The 19,479-nt window shown below is 67.1% G+C and carries 17 protein-coding genes; 6 read left to right on the top strand and 11 right to left on the bottom strand.

Annotated elements, in window-relative coordinates; all coding sequences use genetic code 11:
• Nucleotides 1-35 precede the first annotated feature (35 nt).
• From lplT to C1O66_RS11630, 4 genes are all read right to left on the bottom strand, one after another.
• A complete protein-coding gene (gene lplT, locus C1O66_RS11645) occupies nt 36-1,319 on the bottom strand; it encodes a lysophospholipid transporter LplT (RefSeq protein WP_102768027.1) in 1,284 nt (427 codons plus the stop codon).
• Nucleotides 1,320-1,902: 583 nt separating this feature from the next.
• On the bottom strand, nt 1,903-2,730 hold the full coding sequence (locus C1O66_RS11640) for a hypothetical protein (RefSeq protein WP_102768026.1): 828 nt from the start codon (nt 2,728-2,730) through the stop codon (nt 1,903-1,905).
• On the bottom strand, nt 2,727-3,740 hold the full coding sequence (locus tag C1O66_RS11635) for a Kelch repeat-containing protein (RefSeq protein WP_165794569.1): 1,014 nt from the start codon (nt 3,738-3,740) through the stop codon (nt 2,727-2,729). The genes C1O66_RS11640 and C1O66_RS11635 overlap by 4 nt, the downstream gene beginning before the upstream one ends.
• Before the next feature lie 185 nt (nt 3,741-3,925).
• Nucleotides 3,926-6,193 (bottom strand): winged helix-turn-helix domain-containing protein, encoded by a 2,268-nt coding sequence (locus C1O66_RS11630; protein ID WP_133155180.1) that lies wholly within the window; start codon nt 6,191-6,193, stop codon nt 3,926-3,928.
• 220 nt (nt 6,194-6,413) lie between these two features.
• Between C1O66_RS11630 and C1O66_RS11620 the strand changes: the two genes are divergently transcribed.
• Complete coding sequence (locus C1O66_RS11620; RefSeq protein WP_102768022.1) at nt 6,414-7,292, top strand: ThiF family adenylyltransferase; 879 nt, start codon at nt 6,414-6,416, stop codon at nt 7,290-7,292.
• 110 nt (nt 7,293-7,402) lie between these two features.
• Here C1O66_RS11620 and C1O66_RS11615 read toward each other — a convergent pair whose 3' ends face one another.
• Nucleotides 7,403-8,143, bottom strand: coding sequence for a DUF2306 domain-containing protein (locus C1O66_RS11615; protein WP_102768021.1), 741 nt, complete (start codon nt 8,141-8,143; stop codon nt 7,403-7,405).
• A gap of 63 nt (nt 8,144-8,206) precedes the next feature.
• The gene (locus tag C1O66_RS11610) at nt 8,207-9,229 is read right to left on the bottom strand and encodes a CE1 family esterase (RefSeq protein WP_165794568.1); all 1,023 of its coding nucleotides are present in this window, start codon (nt 9,227-9,229) and stop codon (nt 8,207-8,209) included.
• 325 nt (nt 9,230-9,554) lie between these two features.
• Between C1O66_RS11610 and C1O66_RS11605 the strand changes: the two genes are divergently transcribed.
• The 4 genes from C1O66_RS11605 to C1O66_RS11590 all read left to right on the top strand — a co-directional run bounded on the left by C1O66_RS11605 (nt 9,555) and on the right by C1O66_RS11590 (nt 12,949).
• Nucleotides 9,555-10,589 (top strand): tetratricopeptide repeat protein, encoded by a 1,035-nt coding sequence (locus C1O66_RS11605; protein ID WP_102768019.1) that lies wholly within the window; start codon nt 9,555-9,557, stop codon nt 10,587-10,589.
• A 13-nt stretch (nt 10,590-10,602) separates the two neighbouring features.
• Nucleotides 10,603-11,013: a hypothetical protein gene (locus C1O66_RS11600; RefSeq protein ID WP_102768018.1), complete on the top strand. Its 411-nt coding sequence runs from the start codon at nt 10,603-10,605 to the stop codon at nt 11,011-11,013.
• 71 nt (nt 11,014-11,084) lie between these two features.
• Nucleotides 11,085-12,179, top strand: coding sequence for a sensor histidine kinase (locus C1O66_RS11595; protein ID WP_102768017.1), 1,095 nt, complete (start codon nt 11,085-11,087; stop codon nt 12,177-12,179).
• On the top strand, nt 12,176-12,949 hold the full coding sequence (locus tag C1O66_RS11590) for a LytR/AlgR family response regulator transcription factor (protein ID WP_102768016.1): 774 nt from the start codon (nt 12,176-12,178) through the stop codon (nt 12,947-12,949). Before C1O66_RS11595 ends, C1O66_RS11590 begins: the two co-directional genes overlap by 4 nt.
• A 30-nt stretch (nt 12,950-12,979) precedes the next feature.
• Here the strand turns inward: C1O66_RS11590 and C1O66_RS11585 are convergent, their stop codons facing one another.
• The 5 genes from C1O66_RS11585 to C1O66_RS11565 all read right to left on the bottom strand — a co-directional run bounded on the left by C1O66_RS11585 (nt 12,980) and on the right by C1O66_RS11565 (nt 17,672).
• Entirely contained in the window at nt 12,980-13,984 is a 1,005-nt protein-coding gene (locus tag C1O66_RS11585) for a GlxA family transcriptional regulator (RefSeq protein WP_102768015.1), read from the bottom strand.
• A 28-nt stretch (nt 13,985-14,012) separates the two neighbouring features.
• Complete coding sequence (locus tag C1O66_RS11580; protein WP_102768014.1) at nt 14,013-14,594, bottom strand: cysteine hydrolase family protein; 582 nt, start codon at nt 14,592-14,594, stop codon at nt 14,013-14,015.
• 129 nt (nt 14,595-14,723) lie between these two features.
• Nucleotides 14,724-15,320, bottom strand: a complete 597-nt coding sequence (locus C1O66_RS11575) for a DUF1415 domain-containing protein (RefSeq protein WP_102768013.1) — start codon at nt 15,318-15,320, stop codon at nt 14,724-14,726.
• A 15-nt stretch (nt 15,321-15,335) separates the two neighbouring features.
• Nucleotides 15,336-16,457, bottom strand: coding sequence for a M14 family metallopeptidase (locus tag C1O66_RS11570; protein WP_102768012.1), 1,122 nt, complete (start codon nt 16,455-16,457; stop codon nt 15,336-15,338).
• 18 nt (nt 16,458-16,475) lie between these two features.
• Nucleotides 16,476-17,672 (bottom strand): M20 aminoacylase family protein, encoded by a 1,197-nt coding sequence (locus C1O66_RS11565; RefSeq protein ID WP_102768011.1) that lies wholly within the window; start codon nt 17,670-17,672, stop codon nt 16,476-16,478.
• Nucleotides 17,673-18,314: 642 nt separating this feature from the next.
• Between C1O66_RS11565 and C1O66_RS11560 the strand changes: the two genes are divergently transcribed.
• Nucleotides 18,315-19,352 carry a putative phage abortive infection protein gene (locus tag C1O66_RS11560; RefSeq protein ID WP_102768010.1) on the top strand — a complete coding sequence of 346 codons (1,038 nt, stop codon included), beginning with the start codon at nt 18,315-18,317 and terminating at the stop codon, nt 19,350-19,352.
• Nucleotides 19,353-19,479: the final 127 nt, after the last annotated feature.

The raw sequence follows: 19,479 nt of genomic DNA, 5'->3' as shown, positions 1-19,479 counted from the left end.
GCATTCGCGGCGCTGAGCGGCCGCGCAGCGCCGGCTCAGAGCAAGGCGCTGTCGGGCAGATCTTGCAAGGTGCGCCGCCGCTCCGCGCCGCTGCGCCGGCGTTCGCGCCGCCACAGCAAGGCCATGGTGGCCGCAATGCTCAGGCCGAATCCGCTCATCACCGTGATGATGGGCAGCTCCAGCTTGAGCAGCAGGGCGTACAGGGCCAGCATGCCCAGCACGCTGGCGTTCTCATTGAAACCCTGCACGGCGATCGAACGACCGGCCGTGAGCAGGCAGTAGCCGCGGTGCTGCAAGAGTGCGTTGAGCGGCACCACCAGCAAGCCGCCCACCACGCCCACCACCACGAGCAAGGGCAGGGCCAGGCCCAGCGAGGGCATCCAGGCCACGGCCGGCACCAGCAGGCCTAGCAGCACGCCAAATCCCAGCATCTTCTTGGCCGCGCGCAGCGGTACCCAGCGCCCGGCCGCTGCCGCGCCGCCCACCACGCCCACGGCCACGGCCGCTTGCAGGTAGGCCGCCTGGTTTAGTGGCAGCTGCAGGGCATCGGCCGCCCAGCGCAGCACGGCGAACTGCAAGGTGGCACCAAAGCCCCAGAAGATGGTGGTCACCGCCAGCGAGAGGCCGCCCTCGGCATCGCGCCAGAGCTTCATATTCGCCTCGCTGAAGTCGCGCAGCAGGGGGCCCAGGCGGAGGTGGCAGGCCGGATAGCGCGCACCGCTGTCCGGCACCCCCAGGTTCAGCCAGCTGGCGCTGCCGTACACCGCCATCAGCGCCAGGATGGACAGGCTCAGGCCGCTGGCCTGGGTCAGCCCCAGGGTTTCCAAACCCTCACGTGCGGCGGCATACAGGCCCGATCCCTGCAACCAGGGGCTGACCAGCAGCCCACCCAACACCGTGCCCAGCAAGGCCGCGCCCACCACCGAGACTTCCACCCAGCCGTTCGCCTGCACCAGGCCTTGGGCCGGTACCAGCTCGGTCACCAGGCCGTACTTGGCCGGCGCATACGCCGCCGCGCCAAAGCCGATCAGGGTGAAGGCCGCCATCGGGTGCACGCCGGCCAGCAAGCCCAGCACGCCCACCATCTTCACGCCATTCATCCAGGCCATCAGACGCGCCTTGGGCACGGCATCCGCCAGCGGCCCCACGAAGGGCGCCAGCAGCACATAGGACAAGGTGAAGCCGAACTTCAGCAGCGGGGCCCACCAGCCCGGGAACCCCTGCTCCACCAAAAGGGCAATCGTGACGATGAGCAAGGCGTTGTCCGCCAGCGCCGACGCGAACTGGGCCGCGATCAGCCGATGAAAGCCTGGAGGCATGGGGTGGGCTCGCCGCGCTGTCGCGGGCGATCAGAAGAAAGACGGCAGCGTGACAGGGGGGTGTGAAACCGTGGTGACAGGGCCGCCCGGGACATCTTCGGCGACACCTGCATGAGCCGCGGTGATGCGCAATCATCTTTCCGTACGCGGGTCAAACTGTCAGTTCTTACAGGCTGACAAAAGTCCCTCGTTGTGTAGTCTGCGCCGCGCACCCATTTGCGTTCTTCATGGGGGCGCAGAACTTGAAGCTCTACTTGGACAACGCTGGGCGACCGTTCAAGGAGAGCTGCCCGCATTGCACACGCCGGTCAAGTTCCCTCTCTTGCTACCGCTTGCTTGAGGACGCAAGCGGTGGATACGGGCGAAAGGGGCCCCTCTTCGCCGCCCCGTCAAGCCGCGCGCAGGCTCTGTCGCTCGCTACGCCGAGCTGTGGCGTTTGCCTCTGGTGGGGCAGACGCTGCTATCGCGGCGCTATACGTGGTCGGCCGGGCTGAGCTAGAGCTGCCGCTGGGCCTGGGCTCAGAGTTGCGGTGGATGCGAACCCATCGCGGGCTCCTTGCCGCCGCAGAATGGCTGGGGCAGCTTACAAGGGTCCATCCTTCGGGCAATGCTGGCGCGGCGGGACCCGGGCCGCCGTGTCGGCCGCAATCTGGCGCAGCTGGGTTTGCAGCGCGGTGCTGATGCCGTGGAGCTCGGGCAGCAGCGGCAGAAGAGCCAGGGCCGAGTCGCCGGTCAGGGTGGCGTAGAGCATGAGCGCAGCCAGGTGCGCGCCAGCAGCGGCCGAATGGTTGCCGTCGCTGGCATGCAGGCGCAGCTCGGGATGGCGTTGCAGGGCCAGGTCCCAGGCTTGGCCGATGGGTGCCACGCAGGCTGGCTGCTTGCGGGCGATGGACACATGGAGCTCGTAGATCCGAGCGGTCTCGTCGATGCCGCGCCGCGGCCATTCGGGGAAGAGCAGGGGCAGCGCCTGTTGGCGGCGCACCGCCTGCACCCATTGCTCGGCGGCTGCGGTGCTGTAGTGGTAGGCACCGCTGCTGCTGTACTTTTGCGCCTGCAGCACCACGGCCCGCCAGGGCTGGCTGCTCAGCAGCTTCTGGCTCAGCGGGTCGCTCAGGCGCTCGTCGAGAAACAGCCAGTTCGGCGCCTCCACCACAGCCACCGATTGGCCGGGAAATCGGGCCCGCAACAGGCCCTCCAACTGCTGCGGCAGGGCCTGGGCCGAGGTGTGGCTGTTGCCCAGCATCAGCACCGAGATCTCGGCGGCCGGCGGCGCGGAGCTGGGCAGCGCCGGCACCTCCAACCCGGTTTCCGGGTGGCGCTGCGTTCCGCCACAGGCGCTGAGCCCGCAGCAGGTGGCGGCGGCCAAGAGCCAGCCCAGAGCCGGGTGTGAGTGCGGGTGCGGGCGCTTCATGGCAGGTAGCGGTAGAAGGCGGCCGATTCACTGCCCACCGCGTCCGAGGGCTGGCCGAAGCCGCCCATCACGTAGAGGGCGCCTCCTGCCGCCACCGCGCCCAGGCCATGGCTGCGGTAAGGCATGTCGGCCAGGGTGGTCCAGGTCTGGCGGCTCGGCTCGTAGCGCTCCATCGCCGCGCTGACCTCCCCGCCCGGGCCCTCGCCACCCAGCGCGTACAGGCGCCCGTCCAGGGCTACGGCGGCCAAGCCGGCGCGTGCCCGGGGCAGCGGGGGCGCGGAGCTCCAGCGGTCTTCGGCGGGCGAATAGACATCCATGCGGGCCAGGCTGTGCTGGTCGTGGGCGCGTATGCCGGGGGCGCGCCCGCCCAGCAGGTAGAGCTGGCCGCCCAGCGTCACGGCGGCGGCGGCATTGCGCGCCAGCGGCAAGGGGGCGGCGCTGGACCATTGCATGCGGCTCGGGTCCAGCACCGAATGGCTGTCCAGTGAGGCGCTGTTCTGGTTGTTGTAGTTCCAGCCCCCCAGCACATGGACCTGCCCCTCCAGCACGGTGGCGGCCGAAGCAAAGCTGACCCGCGGCAGAGCGGCCGCCAGGCTCCACTGGCCGCGGCCTGCATCCAGCACCTGCAAGGCCAGGCGAGCTTCGCCGCCGATGGCCAGCAAGCGATCGGCCAGGGCAATGGCGGCGACGTTGTCGGTGCCGCGTGGCAGCTCGGGCCCATGGCTCCACTGCTGGCTGGCGATGTCGTAGACCAGCACGCTGCGCCGCGTGTCGTAGCCGCCCAGCACATGGATCTTTCCGCCCAGCACCGCCACACCGAACTTGGCCAAGGGCAGGGGCATATCGGGCAGGCGGGTCCAGCCGCGTGTGCGTTCGCCAGCTGCGGCCTCTCTTTCGGCACCTTTTTCGGCACCTCTTTCGGCGCCCGGGGCCGCTTGGGCCCGGGCAGCGCCCCACAGTGCGCTGTCGGCCCAGAGCAGGGCGCTGGCGTTCAGTTGTCGTCGGTTCATGGGGTCACCTGTCTGTGGCTTTGCGAGCTGTTTTGCTGCGCTGCACCTCAGTAGGCCCAAGCCGCGCCCTGCGGGCAAGACGGCGGCGCGCTCGGCGCGCTCCAATCCATGTCTAAAAAATATTTCCTGAACGCTGACAAGCATTTAGTTGCGCTGAAGCTCGGCCTGGCGAGCCGGGCCGGGCCTCAGCGCAGGTGCATCAGATCCGCCACGGCCGTGTTGGACAGCTCCACCCAGGCGCTGCCGTCGGCGGCGAGGCTGAAACGCGCCAGCTCGGGGAAGGTGCCCAGCGGGTGAGCGCTCAAGACCGTTTGGCGCCCCTTGCCGAGCTCGAAGCGCCGGAAGCGCTCTCGGCTGCCACGGCTCAGCACGAGCAGGGCGCCGTCCGGGCTCAGCTGCCAATCCACCAGGCTTTCTTCCGGCGGCAGCCCCGGCAGGTCTCGCTCCTGCCCCTCGGCGCTGCGCAGGCGCAGGCCTTGGCTGGCGCGAGCCTGGTAGACCAGGCTTCGGCCATCGGCGGCCCACTGCACCTGGGGGCCAGGGACCTGCTCGGTGCGCAGCGCTTGCGGCGCCTGGCTGCCGTCGGCACGGAAGCGCCACAGCTGCCAGCTGCCACCCCGGTCGCTGGCGACGACGAACTCCCGCCCCCCAGGGTGCCAGCTCGCCCGGCCGTACTCGGCCGCATCGGCCGTCAGGGCTTGCACCGTGGTCCCGGCCCGCTCGAGGCGGCACAAACCCATGCGCTTGCCGGGCCCGCAGCTGCCGGCGAAGACCAGCTGGCTCGCGTCCGGCGAAACGGCCGGGCTGCTGCTCAGGCCTTCCAGCGCGGTCAGGCGGCGGGGCGGGGCCGAGTCCGAGTCGGCCCACCAGATCTCGGGGTGGCCGGTCCGGTTCGAGACAAAAGCCAGGCCCTGACCCGCGGCCGTGGGGGCGCGGTCATTGGCGACCGAGCTGATGGCGCGCTCCGGCACGCCCGAGCCCCAGCGCAGGCGGGCAATGCTGGTGTGCGCCCGCAGCAGGGCATAGACGATGCTGCCATCGGCATTGCGTTTGGGCGCACTGCCCTCCAGACCCAGCGGCCGGGCGCTGGCGCGGGCGGTATCCCAGTGCAAGAGCATCCGGCGGTCTTGCTGGGTGGCGGAAAACACCAGCTCTCGGCCCTGGCCGCGGTAGCTGATGCCATGCAAGCCGTAAAGCTTGAGCTGGCTGAGGCGTGTGAGGGCGCCTGAAGCCAGCGTCAGCTCATGGAGGTCTCGGCTGCCGTCGGCCGGGTCCTGGCGGGCAAAGGCGAGATGGCGGCTGTCGGCCGACCAGGCGGGCTGGTGGTCGGCCATGGCGGCAGGCGGCGCGCTGCTCAGGCGGCGCAAGCCGCTGCCATCCGGGGCAATCAGGAACAGGCCGCCCACGCCCTCGGCCGTGGCGCTGAAGGCCAGCCAGCGGCCGTCGGGCGACCAGTCCAGGCTGGGCGTGAACAGGGCCTGGCAAGCGGCCAGCGCCTGCCGGCTCTGCGTTGCCAGCCGGTAGATCCAGAGTGTGCAGCTGCCGCTGGACTGGGTGGCCACATAGGCCAGGGCCTGCCCGTCCGGCGCCCAGGCCAGGCCGCTGACCTCTTCGTCGATCGGGCTGATGGCCCGGGCCTCGGCAGCGCCGTCGGCCGCCGCTCGCAGGTACAGGCGACCCACGCCCTGACCCTGCCACCAGGCAAAGGCCAGCTGGCTGCCATCGGGCGAGAGCTGGCCCAGATACTCCTGCCCCGGGGCTTGGGACAGTGGCTGTGCCTGGGGCAAGTGCGATGGGGTCTCGGGCGTCTGGACGGTGTTGCTGCTGCTGGCCGTCAGGGTGCTCCAGGCCCACCCGCCCAGTGCGGCGAGGCTGGTGACCAGCAGGGCAGCCGCCCACCTCGGGCCGTGGCGCGGGCCGGTGGGTGGGGTGATTGCGGGGGCCGGGTCGACCGCTGCGACGGGTGGCACGGAGGCGGAAGGGTCAGCCACCGTGGCGGTTTCCTCCACCCGGGTGATGGCCGACACCGGTGCGATCAAGCGGTAGCCTTTCTTGGCCACCGTCTCCAGATAGCGCGGCGAATCGGGGTCGTCGCCCAGCGCCTGGCGCAGGGTCCAGACCGCGGTGTTGATGGCCTTGGGGGCGACAAACTGATTGCCGTCCCAGATGCGGGCCACGATCTCCTCGCGGCTGACGGTTTCGCCCGGGTGGCGCGCCAGCAGCACGAGCAAGGCCATGGCCTTGTGCCGCAAGGCGCGCGTCTCCTCGCCGCGCTGCAGGCGGTTGCCGGCGGCGTCGACGATCCATTCGCCCAGCTGGAATCGCTCGTGTTCGGGGTTCTTCAGCATGCTCAAACGTGGTGTCAGCGCCGTGGGCGCGTGCGTGCCGCGGACGGGGCGCTGCGACTTGGGCCCCGCATCCGGTGTGGTGGTCTCGCGCAGGATTATGGCCACTCGCCAGCTCGCCCTGGCCACGAAGGGCAGGGCGCTGTTCGGCCCGGCCGGTGTCAGACAGGCTGCACAAAATCGGCCAGACGCCGTAGAGTTCGAGCGCTAGCAGGCGATGCCAGGCAGGGGGGGCTTTGAGTCCGCCATTCGGCACGCCCCGACGCTCCCGTTCTGATCAAGCCCAGGGGCGCTCCCGGTGGGCTTGCACTTTGACAGGCAGGTGGCTATGGCTGTGATCTCGGACGCCTTCGACTACCGCGAGGCCTTCTCGCGCAATTTGGGCTGGTTCAGCGAGGCGGAGCAGCAGCGGCTGCGCAGCTGCCGCGTGGCCATCGGCGGCCTGGGCGGCGTGGGCGGCAGCCATGCGATCACGCTGGCGCGCCTCGGGGTGGGGCAGTTCACGTTGTCGGATCTGGATGTCTTCGACTGGCCGAACATGAACCGCCAGGCCGGCGCCTTTGCGTCCACCATCGGTCAGCCGAAGTTGGACGCTATGGCCCGCACGCTGCGGGACATCAACCCTGAGGTGCAGTTGCGTCTGCTGCCCGGTGGGATCAACGAGGGCAATCTCGAGGAGTTCCTGGCGGGCGCCGATCTGTATGTGGACAGCCTGGACATCTTTGCGCTGCCCCTGCGTCGCCAGGTGTTTGCGCGCTGCCGTGCCTTGGGCATTCCGGCCATCACGGCGGCGCCCATGGGCATGGGCACGGCGTTCCTGGCCTTTCTGCCCGGCGGCATGAGCTTCGAGGACTACTTCTGTCTCGATGGCCACAGCTTCGAAGACCAGGTGTTGAAGTTCATCGTCGGCGTCTCGCCCTCCATGCAGCAGCGGCATTACCTGCTGACCGCTCGCACGGTCGATCTGTTTGAGAAGAAGGTGCCGTCCACTGCCATCGGCATCGAGTTGGCGGCCGGGGTGGCGTGTGCCAATGCAGTCAAGCTGCTGCTGGGCCGTGGTGATGTGCTGAGCGCTCCGCGCGGCCTGCACTTTGATGCCTACCGCAACAACTTCACAAGCACCTGGCGCCCCTTCGGCAACCGCCACCCGCTGCAGCGCCTGATGTTCTGGGCCATGCAGCGGCGGCTGCGTCAGGCGCGGGCCTGAGCGGCGGGGGGGGCGACGCCCCGTTCGCACGCGCCAACCACGTTCTCCCGACACAGGGTTGGTGTCTCACCTGATCCGTCAGGCCGAGCTGAGGTCAAGCGGCACGGGCCTCATGCAGTCTGCATGCGGCGCGCGCGTTGACGCCGATGCGCGCCCCAGGCCGTGTGGCTCAGCCAGAACAGCAGCAATGCCAGGATCACCAGCGCCGGCACAAACAGCAAGCCGGACTTCTGCACCGCCTTCGGGAAGACCTGGGGCTGACCCAGGAACAGCGAGTTGGCGGCGATGAACAAGGCGATCGTCATGCGCCAGAGATGGCGCGCCAGGCGGGTGGCGCCCGTGACGCCGCGCTGGATGATCAGGCGCAAATCCCCCACCGCCGCCAGGCTGCCGATGATCGTGAACAGGGCGAACGCTGCGCCCGGCTGGCCGTCCAGCATGCCGCGCGGGCTTTGCATGGCGAGCCAGAAGAAGTAGGCGCCCGCGCCGGTGATGCCCAGCGAGGTCAACAAGAGACCGTGCTCGAAGCTACCCACTTCACCTGGCTTGCGTTTGACGGCCAGCCACGAACTCAAGACCAGATAGAAGGTCAAGACACCCGCAATCAGCGAGGCGCGCTCGGGCGTGGGCAAGAAAGGCGCCACGCAGGCGCCGATGCCGGACATGATCAGCATCGACGCGACAAACACCTTGCCGATCAAGCGATGCAGCGCCGTGCCCTTGCGGAACACAAAGGCCGCCGCGCCCGACGCGATCCCGAGGCTGCCGGCGCCGATATGTGCGTACAACAAGGCCGCTGCGGCGGCATGGACCAGGGGGGAGCTCTCGGGGCTGATGTAGAGGGTGGCCATGTTTGAAGAACGCTCAGTTGAGGTGTTTGGAGGAGGGCAGGAGGGGCTGAGGTGATCGGTCTGTCAGTGCTGCCGCGCGAAGAAATCCCAGATCAGGGCCGGGCCGTTCGGCGCCATCGGCGAGGGGCCCAAGAGCCGCGGGCGCTGCGCGTAGGGCTGTGGCAGACCATGCCCGCCGCCATGAATGGTCACCAGTTCCACCTCGGCCTTGCCCTCGCCACTGTGCCTGCCGCCCTGCTTGCCGCTGCCCGTGTGGGCGGGGCTCCAGCGCTTGTGTTCGACACGAACACCGCCAGCGACCACGGTTTCCAGGGTCTGGGGCGCGCCGTTCAGATGCGCCCAATCGGCGAAGAACTGTGCCGATGCGCGCGATGAAATGACCGGGCCGCCTTGGTAGAACAGGCCCAGCAGATTGATCTCGCCGCCGGCGTAGGGAACCAGCGGGTCCTCGCTGCCGTTCATGATCATCACCGAGGTGGCCTTTTGCGCCGCCGGCTTGCACTGGAAGTTCTGCGGCGCAGGCACATTGGCGACCACGGCTGCCACCGCCTTGTAGCGATCCGGCTGCTCGAGCGCCAAGCGCATCACCATCGAGCCGCCGTTGGACACGCCGGCCGCAAACACGCGCGCCGGGTCGAGCGCCAGCTCGGTGACCAGGTGGTCCACCAGGCTGGCCAAGAAACCCACATCGTCGCTGCTGACGCCGTTCAGCTCCTTGTCGCCGATGCGGCTGCAGTCGTTCCAGTCGAAGGCGAAGGATTTGGGGTAGACGAGGGCGAAGCCGTGCTGATCGGCCAGGCGCTCGAAGGCGTAACCCGTGGCGACGCGGATCTGACCCGGGCCCTCGCCCGAGCCGTGCAACGCCAAGACCAGCGGCGCGCCCGGTGGCAGGTCTTTGGGCACATAGCTCCGGTAGCTGCGTTTGACGCCGGCCACGTCGAGGGTGCCCTGGCTCAATTGGCCGGACAGCGGCGGCAGTTCGGGTTCGGGCGTGTAGAGGAAATAGGCGAGCAGGCCGGCCAGCAGGGGCAGCAGGGCCAGGAGGATCAAGCTGCCTCGCAGCAGCCAACGCAAAACTCTTTTCATGACAAGGTGCTCGCATGGGTTCAGGGGGCGACTGTGCCGGCAGGTCGGGGCCGCGGCCAAGCCATGCGGGATCGGCGACGCCCCTACCAGGATGAGTGACGCCCCGCCGCGACGAGTGGCGCCGGCGGCCACCGAGCGGCGCTTCGCGTCATTCATCCCCTCTCAGCGGGCTTGAAAACCCGCAGCCCGTCGCTCGTCGGAGCGGCCGTCGGGGCGCTTGGGTCGCTCAACACAATGGCCCCGCCTTCTTGCATCCAGCAGCAGCAGCAAGCGTTGCCGCGGCCTGCTGCTCGTCGAACCCCGAAACAGCGAAGTCTCAGCCGATATGAACATCTATTTCCAGGCGCCACGCCAAGCCCTCTCGATTCGCGCCTCCTCGCTCACGCTGGCCCTGGCCGCGTCCCTGGGCAGCGCACAGGCCGCCGTCTTCAAGGATGCGCAGCTGGAAGCGCTGCAAGACGCTGGCAAGTACAGCGAGCTGGAGCAACTGGCCCAAGCGCGCCTGAGCACCCATGCGGCCGACGCTGAGGCCAGCGCCGCCCTGTCCTTGGCAATGAGCCTCAGCGCCGCTGGTGAGGCCAAGCGGCTCGACGCCGGCGCCAAGCAGGCCAGGCTCTGTGTGGAGCAGCATCCGAATGTGGCGGTCTGCCATCTCGCGATGGCACAGAACCTGGGTCAGCAGATGCTCAGCGTGGGCATGTTCAAGGCCATGCGCATGGTGGACAGCTTGAAGGCGTCCTGGATCCGCAGCTTGGAGCTGGACCCGAGCAGCTTCACTGGCCGCGTGCAACTGGCCAAGCTCTACCTGACGGTGCCCGGCATGATGGGCGGCAGCGTCAGCAAGGCCAAGGAGTTGGAGGCCGCCGTGCGCCGCAGCCAGCCCGAAACGGCGCGGCTGATCCGTGTCTTCATCGCCGCCGAGGCCAGGAAATGGGACGAGATGGAGCGCGAGTTGGCGCTGCTCAAGCCCAGCAAGGAGTCGGCCGTGCAGGACGAAGTGCGCGAAGCCACCCTGCAGCTGGCTCAGCAATTTCTGAAGGACGGCAAGGACCTGGACAAGGCCAGGCGCTTGTACGAGGGCCTGCTGCGTGATCAACCCAGCAAGGCTGGCGGCCACTACGGCCTGGCCCGCGTGCTGGCCGCGCAGGGCCAGACGGACGAAGCGATTCGCCACCTGGAGCGGGCCAGGACGCTGGGCGGCGCTGACGAACTGCCCGTCGATCACCGCCTCGGTGATGCCTATCTGGCCAAGGGCGACAAGGCGCAGGCCAAGGCGGCGTACGAGCGCTTCATCGCCAACAAACGGTCCAAACCGGCCAATGTCGAGGCCGCGCGCAAGAGCCTGGCCCAGCTCGGCTGAAGGAGAACTGAAAATGACCGACCAAGACGTCCCCCTCTGGCGCCTGAACCTGCTGCGCGCTTTCTATGTGCTGATCACGGTGGGCCTGGCCGTCACCTGGGGCCCAGGCATGTTGCAGCACACCGACCCATGGGCGCAGCGCAACGGTGTGTTGGGCTCGCTGATGATCGCCGTGTCACTTGTCTGTCTTTTGGGCCTGCGCTACCCCCTGCAGATGTTGCCGCTGCTGATTTGGGAGCTGACCTGGAAAACCATCTGGGTCTTGGTCATCGGCTACCCGCTGTGGCTGAACGACGCAGCCACGCCAGCCGTGACAGCGAACTTGTATGCCTGCTTGATGGGCGTGGTGCTGACGCCGCTGGTGCTGCCCTGGCGTTACATCGCGCACCACTACTTCCGCAAGCCCGCTCAACGCTGGCGCTGATCGCTGGCACTGACGACCGCACGCCATTGCCGCTCAAGGCCGCCAGCCATTCACTCGAGTATTCTGCCGTGATGTCACCCACCACTCCCTTCGAAGCAGCGCCGCTGTCGCCGGCCTTCAATTGGCGGGCGCTGTTCGGCTGGCGGCGCGTGCGCACCGTCATCATCATCTGCACCCTACTGACTCTTTTGCTCAACCTCACCTACGCGAGCTTCAGCTTTCGTTTGCCGATGCGGGTGTTCGGCACCGGCTTGGTTGTGCTGCTGGCTTTCGGTCTGACTGAGCAATGGCCACGCCGATTGCCGGAGTGGCTGGCGCGCTGGGCGCTGCAGGTGGTGGCAGTCGGCTTGGTGGTGCCGGTCACGGTGTTTCTCTTTTACAAACTCGGCACCGATGCGGGCGCCCCGGATTTCTGGAAGGAGGAAAAGCGCCTCTTTGGCTTCATGCTGATGAGCCTCTCCGGCATGCTGGTGGCACCTTGGACCGCGCTGACCGCCCTCTTGCGCCAACGGGAGGCAAAAGTGGAAAAACAAGCCAACGACTTCGAGTTGGAACGCAGCGAACTGGCCCGCCAGGCGCTCGACGCGCGCATGCGCCTGCTGACGGCCCAGGCCCAGCCGCATTTTTTGTTCAACACCCTGGCCAATGTGCAGGCTCTGGTCGAGGCCGGCTCACCGCGCGCCCCGCAGCTGCTGCAAAGCCTGACCGACTATCTGCGCGCTGCCGTGCCGCGCCTGGACGGCTCGGCCAACACGCTGGGCCAGGAGCTGGAGCTGGTGCGGGCCTATCTGGAGCTGATGCAGATGCGCATGCCGGACCGCCTAGCCTTTGCGCTGCACATCGGTGCCGGGGTGCATCTGCTGCGCTGCCCGCCGATGACGCTGTTGACGCTGGTGGAGAACGCGGTGCAGCACGGCATCGACCCGAGCGAAGAGGGCGGCCGCATCGATGTGCATGCCGAGCGGCAGGAAGGCGGCCGCTGTCGCCTGCGCGTGGTCGACACCGGCCTGGGCCTGCAAGCCACCGGCGGCGGCCTGGGCACCGGCTTGGCGGCCTTGCGCGAACGCCTGCTCTGGGCCTATGGCGGCAGCGCCAGCCTCGAATTGCGCGAGGTGGCGCCCCATGGGGTGGAAGTGACCATTGAATTCAGCGAGCCCAAGCCATGACCCCCACTGCTTTGATTGCCGACGACGAACCGCTCCTGCGTGAGATCCTGGAGGCTCGCCTGGCCGCCGTCTGGCCCGAGCTGCAGATCGTTGCGCAGGCCCGCAACGGCCGACAGGCGCTCGAACTGTTCGAGCAGCATCGCCCCACGATCTGCTTTCTGGATGTGCACATGCCGGGCTTGAGCGGGGTCGATGTGGCCCGCCAGATCGGCAAGCAGGCGCACCTGGTCTTCGTCACCGCCTTTGATCAATATGCCCTGGAGGCGTTTCAGCATGGCGTGCTCGACTATGTGGTCAAGCCGGTCACCGCAGCCCGCCTGAGCGAAACGGTGGAGCGCCTGAAAGCGCGCCTGCAGCAGGCCCAGCCGGCGGTGCACACCGAGGCGCTGCTGGCGCAGCTGGCCGAACGCCTCAAGCTCGACTCCAAGCCCGAGACGCTGCGCTGGGTGCGTGCCAGCGTCGGCGCCTCGCTGCGCATGATTCCGGTCGACGACATCGACTACCTGAAGAGCGACAGCAAATACACCCTGGTCGCCTACCGCGACGAAGGGCAGCTCGCCGAGGCCTTGATTCGCATGCCGCTGAAGGACCTGCTCGCGCAGCTGGACCCGCAGCAGTTTGCCCAGGTGCACCGCTCGGTGGTGGTCAATCTGCGCTCGATCCGACGCGTCACCCGCGGCGACAACGAGACCGCCGATATCGAACTGAAAGGCCGCAGCGAGCGTCTGCCCGTGAGCCGCAGCTATCTGCAGCTGTTCAAGGAAATGTAGACAGAGCCAGGGCTGGCTCGATGCGCAGGCTCAATGTGTCGGCCGGGTGCCCGCCGCCGCCCGCGCCTGCCGCGTGCGCCGCAGCTGCTGGTCGGAGCTGAAACCGGCCGCCAGGGCCGCATCGCTGGCGCTGGCGCCGCGGGCCAGGGCCTGTTCGGCGCGCTCCAGACGGATGCTTTGCAGATAGCCCAGCGGGCTGATGCCGGCATGTTCTGCGAACAAGCGGCTCAGGTGGCGCGGCGTGACGTGGGCGCGGGCGGCCATGGCGTCCAGGCTCCAGTCGCGCGCGGGCTCGGCGCAGATGGCGTCTTGCAGGCGGTGCAGGGCTGCGTGCAGGTGGTGGCGGTGGGCCAGCAGGGGCGAGAGCTCGGGGTCCTTGCTGCTGCGGCGCAGGTAGACCACCATGGTCTGGGCCACGCTGGCGGCCAGGGCCTCGCCGCATTGCTGGGCGATCAGGTGCAGGCTGAGGTCGATGCCGGCGGTGATGCCGGCGCTGCTGGCGATCTGCTCCTCGGGGCCATCGAGCACGAAGACGCGGTTGTCCACGACCTGGGCCTCGGGCGCCAGCGCGCGCAGCTGGTCGAGCATCTCGTGGTGGCTGGTGCAGCGAACGCCGCGCCCCAGCAGGCCGGCGCGCGCCGCCAGCAAGGTGCCCGAGCAGATGCACACCAGGCGCCCGCCCTCGCGCAGCAAGACCTGACCCTGCCGGGCCAACCAGCGCTCGCCGGCCAGCTCTTGCGCCAGTTGCTCGCTGCTCGGCGCCGGCTCATCGGGCGCCTTGCTGCGGCAGCCGCTGAGGATCAGCCAGCTGCCCGGCGCCAGGCTCTCGGGCGGCGGCTCCAGGCCGCTGAGCTGCAGGCCGACCGAGCTGGCGCACTCGGCCTCCATGCCGATGAAGCGCAGGCGAAAGGCCTCGGGCTGCTGGCGCCGGCGCAGGGCCTGGTTGGCCAGGCGAAAGGCTTCGGCCGGCCCGGCCAGATCGAGCAGCAAGGTGCCGGGCTGCACCCACATCAGGACATCAATCGGTGTGGACATGAAGCGAGCTTAGCGCCTGGGTCCGGTCTCAGGCCGGGACGGCAGCAGCCGCCGCCGCGCGCGCCAGGGCCTGGTCCACCGTGCAGATCTCGGCAAAGCGGTCCTGCAGCACGGTCTCGGTGCGCAGCTTGATCTCGGCCGGGCTCAGCGTGGCGCCGCTGGCCGCGTGTTGCATGGCGAAGGTCAGCGTGGCCTCGGTCACGTAGTCGACCTGCCAGCCTTCGTCGCTGGCGTGGCGGGTGGTCGTCTCGCAGCACTGCTCGGTGCGGATGCCGCTGACGATCAGGCGCTGCATGCCCTGTTGATGCAGCCAGATGGCCAGGCCCGTGCCGGCCAGGGCGCTGTGGCGGTGCTTGAGTACCTCCAGCGCCGGCTGCAGAGCCGGCAGCTCCTCCAGCGGCCGCACCAGGCCCGAGGCCAGGGCGAAGGGGTTGTCGGCCGTTTCGGGGCCATCGCTGTGGAAGACGCGCACGATGGGCAGGCCTTGGGCCTGCGCGCCTTCGATCAGTCGCCGTGTGGCGTCGAGGAAAGCGGGCAGCTCGGCCGTGCTCCAGTAGGGGCGTTGACGGAAAGATTCTTGAACGTCGATCAGCAGCAGGGCGGTTTTCATGGGCAGAGGCTCCGGGTTGAAGGGCTGGGTTTCAGTGCCTCCACTGTGCCGCCGTCGCAAGGCCGCGTCGCGCCCGATCCGGTCCGGTTTCGGTCAAATCCGGACATGGCGCTTCATGCCCTGCGGAGCTCAGCCGCGCGCCTTCAGGCCGAGAGCTTTCCAGCCCTCCAGCCCCAGCTTTTCCAGTGTGGCCATATTCGCCTCGTAGATGGCGTCGGTGTCGGCCATGGTCTCTGTCGCTCGTTCGATGCTGCTTTCGCGCAGCAGGTGCAGGGTGGGGTAGGGCGAGCGGTTGCTGTAGTTGCTGATGTCGTCGATGTCGGTGCCGGCGAACTGGTAGTCGGGGTGGAAGCTGGCGACTTGCAGGATGCCGTCCAGTTCCAGGTCTTCGACCAGGGCGTCGGCGGCGCCGAGGAAATCGTTGAAGTCCAGGAAGTCCGTCAGCACACGCGGGTGGATCAGCACGGCGGTTTCGATCTCGTCCGGGTCGGCCCGGTTCAGGGCCAGCAGCTCGCGGGCCAGCTCTTTCAGCAGGTCTTCGGGCGTTGTGGCCTGGCTGACCACATAACGCAGGCGGTTGTTGACATGCACGCTCTTGGCAAAGGGGCAGAGGTTGAGGCCGATGACGGCCTTCTCCAGCCAGTGCTGGGTCTCCTGGCGGATGGTCTCGATCTCGGCCTCGCTGAGAGCGGGGAGAGGGTTTTGGGTTTGGGCTGGGTCGCTCATGGGGTCTCGGTCAAATCAAGGGTGTGGGGCTGCGCCCAGCCCGGCCAGGGCCTGCTGCGCCGCTTCGCGCGCTTGCGCCAGCAGCTGGGTTTTCCAGGCCGGGGTGTCGATGTAGAACGCCTCGCGGATCTGGCGCTTGATGGCCTGCGCCTGCTCAGGCGGCGCCTCGGGGTGGGCCTCCAGCCAATGGTCGGCGCGCAGGGCCAGGATCATCTCGTCCAGCGGCACGGTGCCGAACTCCAGTGCGATGCCGGTGCAACGCGCGCCGGGCGCCACCTGGGCGCACACCGATTCGGCGACCGACCACATCAGGCCCTGCAGCGGTGCCGAGCTGGAATTGCCCTCGCGCAGCGAGGTCACGCCGGCGCCCCACCACTGGCGCGCTCGGGCCAGGCCTTCGTCCGCGCCCAGGCCGGTGTCGATGCGCTCGCCATGGCCGCAAGGCCCCAGGCCCGTGTGCAGATCGATCCAGGCCAGCTCGCGCACGCCGGCCAGGTGCTCTTCCAGCACATGGCGCAGGGTGATGTGGCTCCAGGTCGGCGTGTGGCCGCCGTAGAACAGGCCCAGCTCCTGCGTGTACTGGCCACCGCTGACGGCTTGCTGCCAGGCGGCCCGGCCGTGGCGGGCGATGTAGTCGTTCAAGCGCGCCTCGTTCTCGGCGCTGGGCGGCCAGTGGCGGGGCAGCAGGGCGCTGGCCAGCTCCTCATAGCCCGGGTTGGCAGGCAGGGGGCGCTGGTGGAAATCGACGAAGTTGCGATTCAGGTCCACGCCTTCCTGCGTGACCCGCCGCCACCAGGAAAAACCATGCGGGTTCAGGCCGTGCAGATAGAGCACACAGACACCGCTGGCGCGCACAGCGGCCAGCCATTCGGTATCGGCCAGCAGGCCGCACTGGATGCCCGAGCCCGCAAAGCCCTCCACGCCGTGGCAGGCGCTGCTGAGGATGAGCAGGCGCTCGGCCCGGCCGCGCGCCGGGCCCTGGCGCAGCACATCGAGGGCCAGGGTCTCGCCCTCGCGGCCCAGCAGCGGGTGGCGGTGCGGCTCCGGGTCCAGGCCGGCGGACTCGGCCGCGGCCAGGAACTTGGCGCGCGCCTCGGCATAGCTCTGCGCGAAGAAGGTTTCGGCCGGCGCCGACATGGCTGCGTCTTTCTTTCCTCAGGGCCGCGGCTGGTTCAGCCAGGCCTCGGCCAGCTGCACCCACATCGAGCCGCCCAGGGGGATCAGATCGTCGTTGAAGTCGTAGCTGGGGTTGTGCAGGGTGCAGGGCCCCATGCCGTGGCCGCCGATGCGGTGGCTGCCGTCGCCATTGCCGATCAGGAAGTAGCAGCCGGGTTTCTCTTGCAGGAAGAAGCTGAAGTCCTCGGCGCCCATGGTGGGTTCGAACTCCTGCACCATCTCGGGCCCGACCATGGCGCTGAGCGTCTGGCGCACGAACTCCGTCTCGGCGGGGTGGTTGATGGTGGGCGGGTAGTTGCGGCGGAACTTGAACTCGCAGCTGACCTCAAACGCGCTGGCGATGCCCTGTGCCATCTCCTCCATGCGCCGCTCGATCAGGTCCAGCAGTTCCAGGGTGAAGGTGCGCACCGTGCCCTCGATCACGCAGGCGTCGGGGATGACGTTGGTCGCCTCGCCCGCGTGGATCATGGTCACCGAGATCACGCCGGCCTCGGCCGGGCGCTTGTTGCGACTGATGATGGTCTGGAAGGCCTGCACCATCTGGCAGGCCGCCGGCACCGGGTCCACGCCCAGATGCGGCATGGCGGCATGGGCGCCCTTGCCGCGCAAGGTGATCTTGAACTCATTGCTGGAGGCGAACACCGGCCCGGTCTTGAGCGCAAAAGCGCCGGCCGGCATGCCCGGCCAGTTGTGCGCGCCGAACATGGCCTCCATGGGGAAGAGCTTGAAGAGCCCGTCCTTGATCATCTCGCGCGCGCCGCCGCCGCCTTCTTCGGCCGGCTGGAAGACCAGGTAGACGGTGCCGTCGAAATTGCGGTTGGTGGCCAGGTGCTTGGCCGCGGCCAGCAGCATGGCGGTGTGGCCGTCATGGCCGCAGGCGTGCATCTTGCCGGGCTGGGTGCTGGCATGCGCAAAGGTGTTGTGCTCCGTCATCGGCAGGGCGTCGATGTCGGCGCGCAGGCCCACGGCCCGCTCGCTCGTGCCGTTCTTGACGATGCCCACCACCCCGGTCGTTCCCAGGCCGCGGTGCACCGGAATGCCCCATTCGCTCAGGGTCTGGGCGATCAGGTCCGAGGTGCGCTGCTCCTGGAAGCAGAGCTCGGGGTGGGCATGGATGTCGCGGCGCAGGCGCTGGATCAGCGGCGCATCGGCCAGGATGGAGTCGATGAACTTCATGGCGGCATGGCCAGGGTGGCCCGGTGGGTGGCTGAGGAGTGAAGGGGGCAGAAGATAAAGACTGCAGGGCGTCAGTCTAAACCCGGGCGTTTCTCGGTGGGCTTAGCGTGCCCAGTTGATGGCGCCGGGGGGCGTTTTTGTTGCCTGAGCGGCGCTCTACCCCAAGAACAGCAGCACGAAGTGCGAAGCTGAACGTGACGCACGTGCTTGCGCAACAAACCGGTTGCTGTGGTCAGGGAGGATTTCGTGTTGTACGCACAAAGCCATGACGAAGCTTCTGAGCTAAGCCGCGTACGGATTCAAGCGCTCTGCGCTACAGGAATGCCACGATTGGAGAAGAGGGGCAGGGGGCAATGAATGCGTCAAGCCTTGCTAGTGAGGACAAAACCTTACGCACGACACGAAAAGTCGGCGGTGTGCTGAGCATTCAGGGCATGCCTGGCAAGTTGGCTGCGCCGTGTACATCTTGGAGTGGGAAAGAGCCGCTCTGGCGCATGCGCGCGATTGTCAATAGTTCACCGGGGCGGCGAATCGATATTTGAGGATCGCACTGAATTCTGAGCGTCAATTGGCGACACAATAGAAGGAAAGCCAAGCCAAAGTTGGTGCTCAATATATCTATCCTGCTGTCGGGGAGTAAATATGGATTCTTCGCTTTCTAAAAGTTATACGTTAAAAGAGTCGGTGGTAATAACCCTAATTATATCTATTGGACTTGTTGCAGTTTTTTCTGCTGACGTATCAATTGGAATATTGGTGATATTTTTCAGTGGTTGCGTGAGCCTCAATGTAGCAAGGCGAACCCATGATCCAATTCTCGCGGGAGTGGGTGGCCTGATTTTTACGCTTGCCGTCTGGCTTGGTTGGGCTCGTTGGGGCGCGAAAATCATTCAGATTGCCGTAGTTGAGGTGGAGGGCGAAGCGCTAGGGCAACTTGGTCAGTTGGGCGACCTATTTGGCGGCATCAACGCTCTGTTTGCGTCGTTCGCATTCATCGGTGTTGCCGTGGCCGCCTATTTCCAATATCGAACCATGCGTTTGGTCGAAGAGGACAGCAAGCTACAAAGAGAAGAACTCAAGCTACAAAGGCAAGAACGCACGCGCCAAGCATTTGAGCCCCTGTTTTTCCTGCTGTTGGAGCGGGTAGCGCCACCAGCAGATCTATTCGATTCGTTCGGGGGTAGCGCCAGCGCGCCTACGCTAATCCGGAAGTCTGTTGCTGCTCAAAGGCTGGGTAAAATGGTCACAATCCAAGGGGTCAGCCGAGACGAGCACGTTAAAGCCTTGTCGCAGCGTTATAGGGAATTTTATATAGACAACGAAGCAATACTCGGTCCGCACTTTCGAAAGCTGTATCACCTTTTTAAGTTCATTCATCGATCGGAATTGGGTGATGAGCAGAAAAGGGACTATGCGACCATAGCGAGAGCTGCGTTAGATAAGGATGATCTGATGCATCTTGTTGTCAATACATACACCGACGAGGGAAAGTATTTCATACCGCTCATTGAGTACTATGGGCTGCTAAAGCATGCAGGGGGCAGCAAGGAGTGCAAGCAACTGGCCGAATTGAATGGCATCCGAGAATGCGCGTTTGAGGGGGCAAGGGCGCGCAGCGCATTCTGGGAGCAGAATCCTCAGATCAAGTCCGAAATTGAGGGGCTGCTCAAGAGTATTTAGGTCGACTATTTTCCGTAAACTCGGGGTCGAGTCTTAAATGGCGAGGCTCTGAGTTCCCGCACTTTCTCCATCTCACGCGTCAGACCTGTCCGCCTCACCTGCAGTTGCCCCCGAGCCACCGTCAAGC

The sequence above is a fragment of the Paucibacter aquatile genome (assembly GCF_002885975.1).
Taxonomy (GTDB): domain Bacteria; phylum Pseudomonadota; class Gammaproteobacteria; order Burkholderiales; family Burkholderiaceae_C; genus Paucibacter_A; species Paucibacter_A aquatilis.
Note: the sequence above shows the minus strand (reverse complement) of the source record. Positions and strands in the feature narration are given on the sequence as shown.

Bases quoted from the DNA above. Each gene is read 5' to 3' on its own strand.
- C1O66_RS11635 (WP_165794569.1), bottom strand. From the start codon at position 3,740: ATGAACCGACGACAACTGAACGCCAGCGCCCTGCTCTGGGCCGACAGC.
- C1O66_RS11620 (WP_102768022.1), top strand. From the start codon at position 6,414: ATGGCTGTGATCTCGGACGCCTTCGACTACCGCGAGGCCTTCTCGCGC.
- C1O66_RS11570 (WP_102768012.1), bottom strand. From the start codon at position 16,457: ATGTCGGCGCCGGCCGAAACCTTCTTCGCGCAGAGCTATGCCGAGGCG.
- C1O66_RS11610 (WP_165794568.1), bottom strand. From the start codon at position 9,229: ATGAAAAGAGTTTTGCGTTGGCTGCTGCGAGGCAGCTTGATCCTCCTG.
- C1O66_RS11560 (WP_102768010.1), top strand. From the start codon at position 18,315: ATGGATTCTTCGCTTTCTAAAAGTTATACGTTAAAAGAGTCGGTGGTA.
- C1O66_RS11605 (WP_102768019.1), top strand. From the start codon at position 9,555: ATGAACATCTATTTCCAGGCGCCACGCCAAGCCCTCTCGATTCGCGCC.
- C1O66_RS11640 (WP_102768026.1), bottom strand. From the start codon at position 2,730: ATGAAGCGCCCGCACCCGCACTCACACCCGGCTCTGGGCTGGCTCTTG.
- C1O66_RS11595 (WP_102768017.1), top strand. From the start codon at position 11,085: ATGTCACCCACCACTCCCTTCGAAGCAGCGCCGCTGTCGCCGGCCTTC.
- C1O66_RS11575 (WP_102768013.1), bottom strand. From the start codon at position 15,320: ATGAGCGACCCAGCCCAAACCCAAAACCCTCTCCCCGCTCTCAGCGAG.
- C1O66_RS11565 (WP_102768011.1), bottom strand. From the start codon at position 17,672: ATGAAGTTCATCGACTCCATCCTGGCCGATGCGCCGCTGATCCAGCGC.
- C1O66_RS11585 (WP_102768015.1), bottom strand. From the start codon at position 13,984: ATGTCCACACCGATTGATGTCCTGATGTGGGTGCAGCCCGGCACCTTG.
- C1O66_RS11590 (WP_102768016.1), top strand. From the start codon at position 12,176: ATGACCCCCACTGCTTTGATTGCCGACGACGAACCGCTCCTGCGTGAG.
- C1O66_RS11580 (WP_102768014.1), bottom strand. From the start codon at position 14,594: ATGAAAACCGCCCTGCTGCTGATCGACGTTCAAGAATCTTTCCGTCAA.
- C1O66_RS11600 (WP_102768018.1), top strand. From the start codon at position 10,603: ATGACCGACCAAGACGTCCCCCTCTGGCGCCTGAACCTGCTGCGCGCT.
- lplT (WP_102768027.1), bottom strand. From the start codon at position 1,319: ATGCCTCCAGGCTTTCATCGGCTGATCGCGGCCCAGTTCGCGTCGGCG.
- C1O66_RS11615 (WP_102768021.1), bottom strand. From the start codon at position 8,143: ATGGCCACCCTCTACATCAGCCCCGAGAGCTCCCCCCTGGTCCATGCC.